At 71.6% G+C, this 14,605-nt stretch carries 13 protein-coding genes; 7 read left to right on the forward strand and 6 right to left on the reverse strand.

Features of this window, described 5'->3' with window-relative positions:
- The 7 genes from VFS34_17805 to VFS34_17835 form a co-directional block, all read left to right on the forward strand.
- Positions 1-512 (forward strand): hypothetical protein (locus VFS34_17805; protein HET9796301.1); only part of this gene is annotated, 512 nt, incomplete at its 5' end.
- On the forward strand, positions 509-1,756 hold the full coding sequence (locus VFS34_17810; protein HET9796302.1) for a hypothetical protein: 1,248 nt from the start codon (positions 509-511) through the stop codon (positions 1,754-1,756). The genes VFS34_17805 and VFS34_17810, both read left to right, overlap by 4 nt.
- On the forward strand, positions 1,753-2,991 hold the full coding sequence (locus tag VFS34_17815; protein ID HET9796303.1) for a hypothetical protein: 1,239 nt from the start codon (positions 1,753-1,755) through the stop codon (positions 2,989-2,991). The genes VFS34_17810 and VFS34_17815 overlap by 4 nt, the downstream gene beginning before the upstream one ends.
- Complete coding sequence (locus tag VFS34_17820) at positions 2,988-4,238, forward strand: hypothetical protein (protein HET9796304.1); 1,251 nt, start codon at positions 2,988-2,990, stop codon at positions 4,236-4,238. Before VFS34_17815 ends, VFS34_17820 begins: the two co-directional genes overlap by 4 nt.
- The gene (locus tag VFS34_17825; GenBank protein ID HET9796305.1) at positions 4,235-5,485 is read left to right on the forward strand and encodes a hypothetical protein; all 1,251 of its coding nucleotides are present in this window, start codon (positions 4,235-4,237) and stop codon (positions 5,483-5,485) included. Before VFS34_17820 ends, VFS34_17825 begins: the two co-directional genes overlap by 4 nt.
- Complete coding sequence (locus VFS34_17830; protein HET9796306.1) at positions 5,482-6,726, forward strand: hypothetical protein; 1,245 nt, start codon at positions 5,482-5,484, stop codon at positions 6,724-6,726. The genes VFS34_17825 and VFS34_17830 overlap by 4 nt, the downstream gene beginning before the upstream one ends.
- Positions 6,723-7,985, forward strand: a complete 1,263-nt coding sequence (locus VFS34_17835) for a hypothetical protein (GenBank protein HET9796307.1) — start codon at positions 6,723-6,725, stop codon at positions 7,983-7,985. The genes VFS34_17830 and VFS34_17835 overlap by 4 nt, the downstream gene beginning before the upstream one ends.
- On the opposite strand, the gene asnB is transcribed toward VFS34_17835, so the two are convergent.
- The 6 genes from asnB to VFS34_17865 all read right to left on the reverse strand — a co-directional run.
- Positions 7,948-9,819 (reverse strand): asparagine synthase (glutamine-hydrolyzing), encoded by a 1,872-nt coding sequence (asnB, locus tag VFS34_17840; protein ID HET9796308.1) that lies wholly within the window; start codon positions 9,817-9,819, stop codon positions 7,948-7,950. The genes VFS34_17835 and asnB overlap by 38 nt on opposite strands.
- A 126-nt stretch (positions 9,820-9,945) precedes the next feature.
- Entirely contained in the window at positions 9,946-11,052 is a 1,107-nt protein-coding gene (locus VFS34_17845) for an ABC transporter permease (protein HET9796309.1), read from the reverse strand.
- Positions 11,049-12,038 (reverse strand): ABC transporter ATP-binding protein, encoded by a 990-nt coding sequence (locus VFS34_17850; protein HET9796310.1) that lies wholly within the window; start codon positions 12,036-12,038, stop codon positions 11,049-11,051. The genes VFS34_17845 and VFS34_17850 overlap by 4 nt, the downstream gene beginning before the upstream one ends.
- Positions 12,035-12,985: an efflux RND transporter periplasmic adaptor subunit gene (locus VFS34_17855; GenBank protein HET9796311.1), complete on the reverse strand. Its 951-nt coding sequence runs from the start codon at positions 12,983-12,985 to the stop codon at positions 12,035-12,037. The genes VFS34_17850 and VFS34_17855 overlap by 4 nt, the downstream gene beginning before the upstream one ends.
- Positions 12,982-13,638 carry a TetR/AcrR family transcriptional regulator gene (locus VFS34_17860; GenBank protein ID HET9796312.1) on the reverse strand — a complete coding sequence of 219 codons (657 nt, stop codon included), beginning with the start codon at positions 13,636-13,638 and terminating at the stop codon, positions 12,982-12,984. Before VFS34_17860 ends, VFS34_17855 begins: the two co-directional genes overlap by 4 nt.
- Positions 13,639-13,764: 126 nt before the next feature.
- The coding region (locus VFS34_17865; protein HET9796313.1) for a TolC family protein at positions 13,765-14,605 on the reverse strand (841 nt) is incomplete at its 5' end.

Raw genomic sequence — 14,605 nt, forward strand, 5'->3', positions numbered from 1 at the left:
ATCCGCTCCTCGATCCGCTCTTCTCGACCGGCGCCCTCGAGATCCGGCATGGTGGCGCGGAGCGGACCCGTCTCGAGAAGATCGAGGCGATCGCGGCGCGCCCGGAGCTCCTCGCGCACCTTTTCGTCTGCCACGAAGCGCCCCTTCCCGGCAGAGCGCTCAACTGCGGGCGCTGCGAGAAATGCGTGCGGACGATGACCGAGCTCGCGGCCGCCGGAGCGCCGCCCGGCGTCGCTTCCTTCGCGGCGGATCTCACTCCGGCGGCCGTCGAATCGGCCGACGTTCCCGCCGACCTCGAGTTCTACTGGCCCCCGCTCGTCGAGCCGCTGCGGCGCCGGGGCCGGCTCGACCTCGCGGCCGCCGTCGAGCGCCGGGTGCGTCGGGCGCGCGACGTCGAGCGCTGGCATGCCGACGCCGGCTGGACCGGCCTCCTCCGTCGGATCGACCGGCGGATCCTCGGCGAGCGTCTCCTCCGCGCGCGCCGCCGGTTCCGCCGGAGCGCGCGCGCATGAGGCTCTTCGATCTCCGCCGCAGGTCGTCGGAAGACGCGATTCGCGTGTCGGCGACCGTCGTCTGGGAAGATTCGGAACGGCCGGCGCGAGAGATCTGGGCGGAGGTCGCTCCGGCGCTCGGCCCGGCGCTCGCCGACGAGCTCGACGGGTTCGCCGTCGCGGCGGCGGTCACCGCGCAAGATCACGGAGAGCGGCGCCTCCTCGTCGAAGGAACCCTCTGTCCGCGCCTCCGCGACGGGCTCGCGGCGGCGGTCGCGCTGCTCGCAAACTGGTTCGGCACCGGAAGCTCTCCCGTCATCGAGGCGTCCGGCGGGCCGGCGCCGCGGTTTCCGGCGGACCCGCCTCGCGCGGCCGTCTTCCTCTCCGGCGGCCTCGACTCGCTCTTCTCGATCGCGCGCAACCGCGACCGGTATCCCGCCGGCCATCCCGCGTCCTTCCGCGACGCGATCGTCCTCGACGGGTACATTTTCGCGCCGGCGGACCCTTCCCGGCGATCGGAGGATTACTGGCGACGCACTCGGCGAGCGACCTCCGCCCTCGCGAGAGCGGCGAATCTCGAGCCGATCTTCGTCCGCACGAACCTGCGGATTCTCGACGAGGGCTTCACGTTCTTCGCGGCAAAGTACCACTCCGCGGCGCTCGCGGCCGTGGCTCATCTCCTCTCCCGGCGGATCTCCTCGGCCTCGATCGCCGCCGATCTCGACGTCGCGAAGCTGCGGCCCTGGGGTTCGCATCCGGTCCTCGATCCTCTTTACTCCGGAAGCGCGCTGGCCATTCTCCACGAGGGCATCGAAGCGTCGCGCATCGAGAAGGCGGCCCGGATCGCCGCGTGGCCGGAGGGGCTCGCGTCGCTGATGGTCTGCACCCAGGGCCCTCTCGAATCCGGGAGCCTGAATTGCGGACGCTGCGAGAAATGCCTGAGGACGCTCGCCGCTCTCGGGCCGTCCGCCGCCGGCGCGGCGAGATTCGAACGAGCCGACGTGACCCCCGCGATCCTCGATGAGGTCGACCCCGGCCTTCATGCGTGGGCGGTCGCCGGATTCTGGGGCGACCTCGCGGAGACTTTCCGCGCGCGGGGTCGGGACGATCTGGCCGCTGCCGCGGCGGGTCTCGTCCGACGGGCGCGCACGGCGGAGCGGTGGGGCCTCCATCGCGGCTGGAAAGGAGCGCTCCGCCGCTTCGACCGGCGATTCCTCGGTTCGGCGCTCCTCCGAGCGAGCCGGCGGCTGCGGAGTTCCGGATGAGGATCGGCGGGTTCCGAAAGGGACCGGGGACGTTCGGGACCCGTTTCGCCGCGACGGTCGTCTGGGAGGACTCGGACCGTCCGCCCGTCGAAATCTGGTGGGACTTCGACGAGGAACTCGCGGAGGACGCCTGCCCGGACCCGAACGCGTTCGTCGCCGCCGCCTTCGTTCCAGCTCTGCGTCATTCCGAACGGCGGATTGCGGTCGACGGCGCCGTCTGTCCGATGCTCGCCGCCGGCCTGGAAGTCGTCGGCGGGGTGATCCGGTCCTGGCGCCCGGCGGCCGCGCCGCTGCCCCTTCTCGAGCCGCGAGACGGATGGAGAGCGGCCATTCCGCGCGCCGTTCCCGCTTCCGCCGGCTATCTGACCGGCGGCGTCGATTCGCTGCACCTCTTCTATTCCAATCGAGAGGACTTTCCCGCGGACCATCCCGCGCGCCTTTCGCAGGCGCTCTGGATACGCGGTCTCGACTATCCCGGAGCGGAGGAATCGCCGTGGGCCGTGTCGCAGTACGCGAAGATCGAAGGTCCCCTCCGAGAAGTCGCCGCCGACATCGGGGTGCCGCTCGCGCGGATGACCACGAACCTCAGGAGGCTCGAGCCCGATCTTTCGTTCTTCGCGTACGAATACCTGGGCGGAGCGCTCCTTTCCGGTGCGCACATGCTCGCCGGGCGCTTCACGACCGTCGTCCTCGCCTCGTCGTGGCCGGCGGAGCACCTCGTTCCGTGGGGAACGCACCCGCTGCTCGACGCCGGCTACGAAAGCGCGGCGCTCGCGATCCGCCACGAGTCCCTCGCGGCGCGGCGCGTCGACAAGCTCGTCCGCCTGCGGGGGCGGACCGTCGCTCTCGAACGGCTGATCTCTTGCAGCGACGCGCCGGCGGGACGCACGATGAACTGCGGGACATGCACGAAATGCATCCGAACCCTCGTCGAGATGGAAGCGGCCGGCACGCTCCAGAACGCGCGCTCGTTTCCTCCGGGACGCGTGACGGCGGACACGATCCGCGGCCTCGAATTCGACAACGGAACGGAGTACTTCTGGGGGACGCTCATCGCACCGATGCGCGCTCGCGGTCGCGCGGACGTCGCCGCGGCGATCGAGCGCAAGATCCGTGCGACGATCCGCCACCGGCGGCGCGTCGAAGGGCTCGACTGGTCCGGCGCGCTCCGGCGGTTCGATCGCGACGTCCTCGGCGGCCGGATCAAGAAACTCTACCGGCGGGTCTTCGCGTGAAGATCGGGGGATTTCGAACGGCGTCGGGCGGCGGAAGCGTGCGGACCGAGGCGACGATCGTCTGGGAAGACGTCGACCGTCCCCCTTCGACCCTCTTTTTCGAGATCGGCGGCGCCTCGGCGCGCGAGCCGGCCGATCCGAACGCTTTCGTCGCGGCGACCGCACTCCCCGCGTATCGGCGAGGGGAACGCCGAATCGCCGTCGAAGCGGCCGTGTGTCCCCGTCTGCGCGACGGCATCGCGGCCGCGGCCGCGGTCCTCGGGGCCTGGAACCGTCACGAAGCCCCCGCTCCCGTGATCGAGCCCCGCGACGGCTTCGTGCCCTCCCGCGCCCCGGCACGCCGGCGCGCCGCCGTCATGGCGTCGGGCGGGATCGATTCGGCCTTCGAAATCCTCCGGAACCGCCGTGAGCTTCCCCGCGATCATCCGCTCTCGTTCCGCGCGGCGATTCGACTGCGCGACTTCGTCTTCCCGGTCGACTCGTCTCCGGAGCGGCGTGCCCACGTCGAGATCCGGAGCGCCCGGGCCGTGTCGCTCCTCGCGGAGGACGCCGGGCTGGAAGAATGGGAGGTGTCCTCGAACGCGAACGAGCTCGAGCCGGACGCCCCCGGCCACCTGAGGTGGACGCACGGGTCGCTCCTGGCGTCGGTCGGCCTCGCCGCCGGCTCCGGTTTGACCGACGTGACGATCAGCGCGTCGCACGACCTGCGCACCGGCCTTCGTCCGTGGGGGTCCCATCCGCTGCTCGACCCGAATTTTTCGACCGCCGCCCTCTCGATCCACCATCGGGGAGTCGAGACCTCGCGTTTCCGGAAGACGGCAGAGATCGCCCGGTGGCCGGCGGCTCTCGCGTCTCTCTTCGTCTGCGGGCAGGGTCCTCTCCCGGGCGACGCGCCGAACTGCGGCGGCTGCGAGAAATGCGTGCGCACGCGCGTGTCTCTGCTTCTCGCCGCGGGAATCGACGATCCGCCGACGTTTCCTCCGGGCCGCGTTTCCGCCGCCGACATCGAGGCCGTTGCTCCCCTGGAGGACTTCCGGCTCCTGAGCTATTACTGGCACGACATCGCCGGCGCCGCACGCGCGGCTGGCCGCCCCGACCTCGCCGGCGCGATCGCACGCCTCATTTCCCGGCAGCAAGCGTACGACCGCTGGAGGCGGCCGGCGGGCTGGAAGGGAACGCTGCGCCGCGCGGACGAGCGGTGGCTGGGCGGCGCGCTCTCCGGCCTTCGGCGGAGATTCCGCCGGTGAAAGTCGGCGCGATCCGCCGCTTCCGGACTGCCGGCGGGGAAGAGGCGGTCTCCGCGCGCGTCGAGTGGGAGGATGCCGTCCGGGCGCCGCTCGATCTCCGTTTCTCGTTCCTCACCGGCGACGTCCCCTCGGCCGACCCGAATGCATTCGTGATCGCGGTCTTCGTCGCCGCCCTCCGGGCGAGGGAGCGCCGGATCGCCGTGGAAGGCGCGATCTGCCCGGTTCTCCGCGACGGGCTCCGGGCCGCGGCGGCGGTTCTCCGGACCTGGTATGGCGGCGATCGGCCTCTGCCGGCGCTCGAGCCCTCTGAGGGTTTCCGGGCGGCGTCTCCGCCCGCCGCGGGAGGCGAGGCGATCTTTCTCAGCGGCGGGCTCGATTCGCTCCACCTCCTTCTTTCGCGCGGCTCGGGCCTGCCGCGCGAGCACCCCGCGGCGGTCCGGCACGCGATTTTCGTCTCGCGCTGCGGACTCTTTCCCGAGGAAACGCAGATGGCCGAGGCGGGCGCCCGATCGGAACGCGCGGCCCGGGCCATCGCGGCCGAAGCCGGGCTGCCGCTCACCGTCGTCTCCACGAATCTGCTCGAGCTCGAGGAAGACCTGCGCTCGTTCAGTCTCGAGTCCCACGGCGCGTTCTTCGCCGCGATCGCGCAGGTCTTTTCGGGACGATTCTCCGCGATCGCCCTCGCGGCGTCGGACGACGCCATGTCGGGTCTTCACCCGTGGGGCTCGCATCCCCTGCTCGATCCGCTCTTCGGCACTTCGGCGCTCCGGTTCGTCCACGATGGAATCGGCGTCTCGCGCGAAGAGAAGGCGGCGAGGGTGGGACGCTCCGGACCGGAACACCGCCACCTGTTCACCTGCACCTTCCCGCTTCCCGGAGATCCGCTGCTCAACTGCGGGAAGTGCGAGAAGTGTCTCCGGACGATGATGGAGCTCCTCGTCGCGGGGGCGCTGGCGGATTCCGAGACTTTCCCGCGCGACATCACGGCCGAAGCGATCCGGGATCTTCCCGGGGTCGCGCCGTACCGCCGGCTCGACTACTACTGGAAGCCGCTCGCGTCCGCGGCGCGCCGCGTCGGACGCCCGGATCTCGGGGCGGCGATCGAGGAGAGGCTCGAAGCCCAACGTCGCGCGGAAGCGTGGGAGCGGAACCGAGGATGGACCGGCCTCCTGCGCCGGCTCGACCGGCGATGGCTCGGCGGTCGCGCGCTCGCGCTCCGGCGACGGATCGCCCGGGCCGCTTCATGAAGATCGCCGGGCCGCGCCGGGAGCGGACCCCGGGAGGCGCGAGAGTCGTCGCGCGGGTCGAGTGGGAGAACGAGCCGGGGCGTTCGCCGCTCGACGTGTGGTGGGAAGCGGGAGGATCCGCCGCGGAGGACCTCGCAGCGTCGCCGGACGCGATCCTCGCCGCCGTGTTCCTCCCGGCGGCGGCGCGCGGGGAGCGGCGGATCGCGCTCGAGGGACCGGTTTGCCCCCGCCTGGCGGAGGGCCTCGTCGCCGCCGCCCGCGTCTTCGCGGGTTGGGGGCGGATCCCGTCGGAGCCGCCCCGGATCGAGCCGCGGTCGGGATTCCGCGCCCCCCTCCCGCGCCGCCCGGAACGGTCCGCGCTCTTTCTGACCGGAGGAATCGATTCGACCCACCTCCTGCGCCGCAACCGCGTCGACTTCCCGCGCGAGCATTCCGAGTCATTCGGCGACGCGCTCGCCGTCTTCGGCCTCTACGCGCCAGACCAGCTCGATCCCGCAGACCCGTTCGGGGCCTACGCGCGAACGCGCGAAGTCCTCGACGCGATCGCCGCGGACGCCGGGCTGATCCTCGTCCCCGTCGTGACGAACGCCACCGAGGTCGCGTCCGACGTCGATTTCATCGCCCGGGTTTCCCTCTCCTCGGTGCTGGCCTCGGCGGCGCATCTCTTTCCGTCGCGATGGAGCTCGGTTTGCCTCGCTTCCGGACGCGACGCGTCGATCCTCGTTCCCCTCGGCACGCATCCGCTGATCGATCCGTCGTTCTCGAGTGCCGCCGTCGCCGTGCGACACGAAGGAATCGGGATCACGCGCCCCGAACGGATCGCGGAGCTCGCCGCGGCCGAAGGGGCGCTGTCCCGTCTCCTCGTCTGCATGGCCGGTCCGCCGCCGCCCTTCCTGAACTGCGGCCGATGCGAGAAATGTCTCCGCACGATGGCGGCCCTCGCCGGGCTCGGCCGGCTCGCGGAGTCGCGCGAGTTCCCGGTTCGCGACCTGGCCCCGGACGCGATCGATGCATTCTCCGTCGGCCCGCACTACGCGCCCTACTGGCGGGATCTCCTCCCTCTTCTTCGCGGCCGGCGCGACGATCTCGCGGCCGCCGTCGAGCGCCAGCTCGCCGCGGCGGAGCGCCAGGCCCGCTGGTTCCGGAACGCCGGCTGGAAGGGACTTCTCCGCCGCGCCGACCGGCGCTTCCTCGGCGGGCGCCTTCTCGCGCTCCGCCGGTCGATCGCGCGCGCTTCGTGAGGATCGAGGCCGCCCGGGAAAGCCGCGACGGGGAGCGGGCCTCCGTCACCGCGCGATTCGAGTGGGAAGACGCCGACCTCCCTCCCCTCGAGATGTTCTTCTCGGTCGCGGGCGTCGGCGCGGAAGCTCTCCGCGCGGATCTCCATCCGTTTCTCCTCGCCGCGGCGATCCCCGCGTGGCGCCGGGGAGAACGCCGGATCGCCGTCGCCGGATCCCTGTGCCCCCGGCTCCGCGACGGGATCGGGGCCGCGCAGCGGCTCCTGTCGCGATGGTGGCGGCTCGATCGGGAGGCCGTACGCCTCGAACCGGCGAGTGGCTGGCGGCCCTTCGCGAGGCGCCGCGACCGCGCGGCGCTCTTCCTCACGGGAGGCGTCGACTCGCTCCACCTGCTCCGGACGAACCGACGGGCTTTCCCCGCGGATCATCCGGCCGCGTTCCGCGACGCGATCTCTTCGCTCCGCATGTCGTTCGTCGAGGCCGAGCCGAGCCCGCGCGCCGTGGACCTCGCGCGCCGCCAGTCGCGAAGCGTCGCCGCGGTCGCCGCGGGGAGCGGCCTGGACCTCGTCGAGATCGACAGCAATTTCCGTCTCCTCGATCCCGCGCCGCGGCTCGCGGGACCGCAGGAGCAGGGAGCGCTCCTCGCCGCTCTGGCGCACCTCGCCGCGGCGCGCGTCGGCTCGGCGGCGATCGCCGCCACCTTCCACGCATCCTCGCTCCCTCGATGGGGAACCCATCCTCTGCTCGACCCGCTCTATTCGAGCTCCGGCGTGGAGATTCGCCATGAGGGATACCACGCGACGCGGCCGGAGAAGATCGAGGCGATCGCCGACTGGGATCTCGCGCGGCGTCATCTGCTCGTCTGCTTCGAAGGGCCGCTCGCGGACGGAGAGCTCAACTGCGGCCGGTGTGAGAAGTGCCTCCGCACGATGACGGCCCTCGAGGCGCTCGGCGTGCTGGACGAATTCCCGGCGTTCGGCGGGGCTCGCGTCACCGAAGAGGCGATCGAGGCGATGACCTTCGGCTACTCGCCCGAATACTTCGAGTTCTCCTGGGCCCCTCTCCTCGCGCTGCTCGAGAGCCGGGACCGGCGCCGCCTCGCCCGCGCGGTGCGGGCGAAGATCGCTCGCGGCCGCCGAATCGAAGCGTGGAACCGCGAGGCGGACTGGAGGGGCAGGCTCCGGCGGCTCGACCGCCGGTTCCTCGGCGGCGCTCTGGTCCGCGTTACCCGAAAGTGGCGGGGGCTTCCGGCGACGCGCTGACCCGGCCGGGGCCGTCGAGACAGGTCCGCGCCCAGGCGTCGAGAATGCGCAGCCGGATCTGACCCGCTTCCGAAAGAGTTCGTCCGACCTCGGGGAGCAGCGAAGCCGGGAACCAGCCGCCCTCGACGAGCCGGCGACGCGCGGCATCGGCCTGGGGCGCGCAGGCCAGCCCGGCGAGCGGCCCCGGAAGCCCGAGCTTCCGCGGGCGGCGAAGGACGTATTCGGGAACGAGACCCTCGAGCGCGCGGCGAAGCACCGCCTTCGTCCATCCGCGGCGGCAGAGGTAATCGGAGGGAAGGGTCCTCGCGAACTCGACGATGCGGTGATCGAGAAACGGCAGACGCGACTCGACGGCGGATGCCATCGAGTTCCGGTCCTCCGATTTCAGGATGGCCGGAAGGTAATCGAGCAGCAGCAGGTGCCGCTGATGCTCCTGGAGCGTTCCCGCGGGGTCGCATCGACACCGCGGCGGCCGGGGCGCGGTCCGGAGAACGCCGATCGTGTGCCGGATTCCGGTCAGCCAACCCCATTGCCGGCGGCCGGAGAGGAACCCTTCACGGATGGCTTCCCCCTTGCGTCCCCGGTTCCAGAGCTGAGCCACGTGGACGTCCCAGGGCTCGTAGCCGCCGAAGATTTCGTCGGATCCCTGGCCGACGAGGATCACCGGAAGCCCGACGGCGCGCGCCCGCGCGTAGAGCAGGTACTGGGCGTACCCGACCGACCCCATCATCAGATGGTCGGTCCGCGAGACGAAATCGTCGAGATCGCGGTCGAAGCCTTCCGGCGTCGGTTCGACGTACTCGCCCGGGATCCCCGTCGCGCGCAGGACGGCGTCCGAGTAATGGCTCTCGTCGATCTCCGCCCTCGGGTACCGGAGGGATATCGCCGGCCCGGAGAAGGAACCGCGGTGATTCGCGGCCAGGATTCCCGCAATCCCGGACGAATCGACGCCGCCGGACAGCAGGAGTCCGACGGGAACGTCCGCGCGGAGGCGGATCCGGATCGCATCGTCGAGCAGTCCCCGCAGGCGCGCGGCGGCTCCTTCGAACGATGGCGGCGGCGGGACGTCGCGGACGCGAGCGTCGAGGTCGTACCACCTCTGCACGCGGATGCCCGAGGCGCCCGCCCGGAGGAGCGACCCCGCCGGGAGCTCACGGTAGTCCTCGTAGGCGGTCGCGTCGCCCTCCGGGATGTTCGCACCGAAGGCGAGATAGTCCGACACGAGCTTCAGGTTGGGCACGGCCGGGCGGACGGCCCGGAGCGCCTTCGGCTCCGACCCGAACCCGAAAAGATCGCCCGCGATCGTCCAGTAAAACGGCTTGATTCCGTATCGGTCCCGCGAGGCGAAGAGCTCGCGCTGCCGCGAGTCCCAGATCGCGAACGCCCACATCCCGTTGAAACGGTCGAGCGCCGAATCCCCCCAACGGATCCACGACGCCAGCAGCACCTCGGTGTCGGTCGTCGTCGTGAATCGCTCGCCCGCGCTCTCGAGCTCTCGCCGGAGCTCCGGCGCGTTGAAGATCGCGCCGTTGAAGACGATCCAGTATCTGCCGTCGCCGCGCGTCATCGGCTGCCGCCCCGCGTCGGAGAGATCGGTGATCGCGAGACGCTGGTGCCCGAGGACGGCCCGGGCGCCGCGCGCCGCGATGGCGAAGGGCCGCGAACCGGTGGGCACCGACGAATCGCGGGTTCCCTCGAGGAGCGACTGGCCGTCGTCCTCGAGCCAGCCGCCGCCGTCGGGACCGCGGTGCGCGATCCGCCGCATCATCGCGAGCAGAAGACGGCGGTCGGGGACTCCGCCGGCGAGATCGACCAGACCGGCGATGCCGCACATGCGCACGATTCTAGTGTCCCGCCCCGGAAACAGCGTGTCCTTTGCGCCCGCGGCCCGCCGACGACGCCGGACGCGTCGCGGGCTTTCGCCGCCGCGCCCGTCTTCGGCGGTCGATCGCCGCGTCGGCTAGCCGATCGTCTTTCGGAACGCGCGCGTGCTGGCGGCGATCAGCACCGCCGAGATCGCCAGCAGGGCCGCCACACTCCGCCAGAGAGCCATGAAGCCGGCGCCCCGGATGATGATCCCGCGCGAGATCGCGATGAAGTGCGTCGCCGGAAAGAGCTGCGCGAGCACCCGCAGGGGTGCCGGAAGCGACGACAGCGGGAAGAAATAGCCCGAGAGCATGATCGACGGGAGGAGCACGGCCTGCGCGCTCTGGATCGCGGCCATCTGGGTCTTCGCGAAGGCGGAGACGAGAAGGCCGAGCGCGAGGAGCGAGAAGAGGTAGACGACGGCGAGCGCGAGGAGGAGCGTGAGGCTGCCGTGGATGGGCACGCGGAAGACGGCGACCATCAGGAAAAGGACGAAAAGCAGCTGCATGAACGCGAGCAGGAGGTAAGGCAGGATCTTCCCGAGGACGACCGCACTCGGCGACGCGGGGGTCACCATGAGCTGTTCGAGCGTGCCCCGTTCGCGCTCGCGGACGATCGCGAACGCGGCCAGCAGCGTTCCCGAAAACGTCAGCAGAATGGCGACGAGCCCCGGAATGAGCAGGTTCGCGCTCCGGGAGTCGGGGTTGAAGAGCAGGAGAGGGTGCACGCGGACGGCGAGGTCGGAGGCGTTCGCGCGCTCGGCGAGCTGCTCGAGCGAGCGCGAGAGAGCGACTCCGTTGACCGCGGCGAGCGTCGCGCTCGAGATCGTCGAATCGGACCCGTCGATCAGGACCGACACGTCGGCGGCGCGTCCTTCGAGGCGGCGGCGGGCGAACTCGGGGGGAATCTCGATCGCGACCGAGGCCCGCCCCGAGACGATCGCTTCGCGCATCGCCGGACGGGACGGCGCCCACGCGACGACGTCGAAGTAGCTCGTGTTCTGGAAATCCGCGAGGAGCGAGCGGCTCTCCTCGGTCCGGCTCTGGTCGAAGACGACCGTTCGAACGTGCCGCACGTTCGTGTCGATCAACCCGAAGAGCACGAGCTGGAAGGCGGGAACGGCCAGGGCGAACTGCAGGGTCGCGCGGTCGCGGAGCATCTGCACCGCCTCCTTCCGCAGGACCGGGAGAAAACCCCTCACGCCGCCTCCCCCGCCGCCGCCGCGCGCTCGTCCATCTGCCGTTTCGTGAGACGGACGAAGACGTCCTCGAGCGAAGCGTCGATCCCGCGCACGACGACCGGCGCGCCGGCGGCCGCCGAGAGATCCGCCGCGATCCGCGTTTCCGGAATGTCGGTGCGGACGAGGAGATGGAGCGCGTTTCCGAAGATCGTCACGTCTTCGACGTACGGGAGCGCGCGGGCTTGCGCCATGAAGGGCGCGACCCCGTGCTCGCAGGCCGCCTCGACCCGCCGGCGCCCCGGAGGGGTGACCTCGGGAAGCCGCGTCAGCTCGTCGGGCCGGCCGGCGACGAGGAGCTTCGAGAGATAGAGGTAGGCGACGCGCCCGCACCGCTCCGCCTCGTCCATGTAGTGCGTCGTGACGAACAGCGTCACGCCGTCGGCGGCGAAGGCGAAGAGCAGGTTCCAGAGCTCGCGGCGGGCGACCGGGTCGATGCCCGCGGTCGGCTCGTCGAGGAAGAGCACCCGGGGCCGGTGCATCAGCGCGGCGGCGAGCGAGAGGCGCTGCTTCCATCCGCCCGAGAGCTGGCCCGCGAGCCGGCGGCGGTACGGAGCGATCTCCGTGAGCCCCACGACCCACTCGCGCGCCTCGATGAGCTTCTCTCTCCGGAGACCGTACACGGAAGCGAAGAAGTTGAGGTTCTCCTGGACCGTCAGGTCTTCGTACAGCGAGAACTTCTGGGGAACGTATCCGATCCGGCGGCGGATCTCCTCGCCCTGACGGACCACGTCGAGCCCGTCGACGCGGGCCGCGCCTTCGGTCGGCGCGAGCAGCCCGCAGAGGATCCGGATCATCGTCGACTTTCCCGAACCGTTCGGCCCGAGGAGCCCGAAGATTTCTCCTCGGCGCACCCGGAGCGAAACGCGGTCGAGCGCGCGCACGCGCCCGAAGTCCCGGGAGACGCCCTCGACCTCGATCCCGTACGCGCCGGCCGCGGCTTCGCTCATCGCGCCACCGATCCCCCGCCGACGTCTCCGATCCGCGCGGTCGCCGCCATTCCGGGCTTCAGGTCCGGAGAAGGGTCGATCGCGATCTTCACGCCGAAGACCTGATCGGCGCGCTGGTCGAGCGTCTGGACGTTCCTCGGCGTGTATTCCGCCTGCTGCCGGATCTCGACGACGCGTCCGGGAAACGCCCGGCCCGGGAACGTGTCGACGAAGATCCGCGCCCGGTCGCCGACGTGCACGCGGCCGAGCATCGGCTCCGGAACGTAGACGCGCACCCAGACCTCCGAGGGCTCGAGGATCGTCACGATTCCCTGGTTGGCGGCGACGAGGTCGCCGGGACGAAGATCGATCGTCTGGATCACGCCGTCGGCGGGCGCGCGCACCGTGAGCTCCTCTTTCTGGCGCGACAGGAAGGCGAGACGGCCCTGCTCCGCCGCGAGCTGCGCGCGCGCCTGCGCGATGTCCTCGGGTCGGCTCCCCCGGGCGAGTTCCCGGTAGGTTTCCGCGAGCATCGTCGCCTGGGCGGCGTCGGCGTCGTACTGCTGCGGACTCGCCAGGCCCGAATGCAGCAGCGCCTCGCTCCTCTTCCTGTTGCGCTCGGCGTTCTCCCAGTCGGCCCTCGCCCGCCGGATCTCCTCGCTTCGCGGGCCGCGCTGGACTTTTTCGAGATTCGCCTGCTGCGAGGCGACGTTCCCCTGCTCCTGTTCGATCTGCCGATCGAGCAGGTCCGATTCGAGAACGACGAGAACGTCGCCCCGGCGCACCGCGGCCCCCTCGTCGACGAGCACGCGCGCGACCCGCCCCCCGACGAGGGAGCCCACCTGCGCGTCGCGGGCTTCGATGGTCCCCGCGAAGCCTCCGGGCTCGACGCGCCGACGCGTGAGGAGGAGCCACGCGCCGACGGCTGCCGCCGCCAGCACGACCAGGGCGATGACGGCGCGTTTCATCGCGTCTTCCTCTTTCCCTTCTTCGGCGCCGGACGGCGAGGGAGGGCTCCCCGGGTCCAGATCGCCAGCAGAGTCTCGAGATAACGGTCCAGCGGGAGCGGCGGATCCAGGATCCGGAAGAGCTTCTGGAACGACACGTAGGCGAAGAGGGCGCCCTGGAAGGCCGTCGCGGCGGCGCGCGGGTCGGCGATCGACAGGGTCCCCCGGGCGACCGCCCGGGCGAGATACCCCTCGATCGCCGAGAAGACCTGTTGCGGCGGCGTCGACCGTGAGCGCGGATCGAACGGGAGGGGAATGGCGACGGGCCCGGGGCCGCGCCGCGCGTGGAGCCATCCGACGATCGACTCGGCGAAGGTCGCCTCGAGGATGGGAATGACCCGCTCGGCAATCCGCCGAAGCACCGGAATCGGGTCCTCGCTTCCGTCGAGCGTGTCGAGGAACTCGAGCGGCACCCCGACGGAGGACCGGGCCGAAGCCATCGCCGCGCCGAAGAGCGCCTCCTTCGTCGGCGCGTGCCGCAGGAGCGCCGCGGGACTGACCTCGAGACGCGCCGCGATCGAGGCGAGCGTCGTTCCATCGAAGCCGCGCTCGGCGAAGGCCTCGCGCGCGGCGGCGAGCACCTGCGGACGGGTGATCCGGGCTCGGCGTCCCATAGAAAATAACTATACGTATATTTACTAATACGTCAAGCCCGTAGGCCTCCGAGACTGTCCCGTTTCACCGCCCCCGGCGACGAGGCGCGGCGAGACCCGGGCCCGGCCCGCCGCCGCGCGCCGGCCTCAGGAAAGGGCCGCCAGCAGCCGTCCCGACACCGCGAGCGCCTCCGCCCGCGCGGCAGCGACGGCGCGTTCCGCGTCGGCCACCGCTTCCTCGGCGTCGGCGAGCTCCATGCGGCGCAGGAAAGGCGCGTCGGCGTCCCCCTTTCCCTCGCGCGCGAGCGCCTCGGCGGCGGCGAGCGCCTCCTCCGCGACTCCGCGGCCCCTTCGGGCCAGGGTGGCGGCCGATTCCGCCCGCGCCGCCGCGGCTTCGCTCCGCGCGAGCCGCAGATCGAGCGTCTCGCGCCGCTCCCTCGCCTGCTCCTCGGCGCGCCGCCAGGCGCTCTCGCTGCGGGCCCGATCGTCGTCGACGCGTCCGCCCGAGAAGATCGGAAGCGAGATCGCGACCGCCACGCTCCAGTCGTCGGCCTTGAAGTGGTTGTAGTACTTCGCGTAGTAGCCGGGCAGCCGCCAGTACTGCGCTTCCGCCTGGACGACGGGCGCCAGCGGCCGGGCTTTCGCGCTCCGGACGGCGTCGAGGATCTCCGCCTGACGCTCGAGCGCGCGCAGCGCCGGATCCTCCGCGAGCACGCTCTCGCGGTCGGCCGGCGCGGCCGGGAGCGCGGTCGCGGGATCGTCGGAGAGGACGATTTCCCGGCCGGGCGAAGCCCCGATCGCGAGCCGGAGCTCCCGGAGATCGAGGTCCGCGTCCGACGCGGCGTCGAGCGCCTTCTGCCGCGCCCGGGCGAGGTCGAGCGAGGAGCGCTCCACCGCGAGATCCGTCTCCCGCCCTTCTTTCCGGCGCGCCTCGGCGTGCCGAAGCAGCTCCTGCGCGGCGTCGACGCGGCGCGCCGCGGCCTCGCTC

The sequence above is a fragment of the Thermoanaerobaculia bacterium genome (assembly GCA_035717485.1).
In the GTDB taxonomy this organism is placed as follows: domain Bacteria; phylum Acidobacteriota; class Thermoanaerobaculia; order UBA5066; family DATFVB01; genus DATFVB01.

Coding starts and splice junctions, on each gene's coding strand:
- VFS34_17810 (HET9796302.1), top strand. CDS start 509: ATGAGGCTCTTCGATCTCCGCCGCAGGTCGTCGGAAGACGCGATTCGC.
- VFS34_17815 (HET9796303.1), top strand. CDS start 1,753: ATGAGGATCGGCGGGTTCCGAAAGGGACCGGGGACGTTCGGGACCCGT.
- VFS34_17830 (HET9796306.1), top strand. CDS start 5,482: ATGAAGATCGCCGGGCCGCGCCGGGAGCGGACCCCGGGAGGCGCGAGA.
- asnB (HET9796308.1), bottom strand. CDS start 9,819: ATGTGCGGCATCGCCGGTCTGGTCGATCTCGCCGGCGGAGTCCCCGAC.
- VFS34_17850 (HET9796310.1), bottom strand. CDS start 12,038: ATGAGCGAAGCCGCGGCCGGCGCGTACGGGATCGAGGTCGAGGGCGTC.
- VFS34_17855 (HET9796311.1), bottom strand. CDS start 12,985: ATGAAACGCGCCGTCATCGCCCTGGTCGTGCTGGCGGCGGCAGCCGTC.
- VFS34_17860 (HET9796312.1), bottom strand. CDS start 13,638: ATGGGACGCCGAGCCCGGATCACCCGTCCGCAGGTGCTCGCCGCCGCG.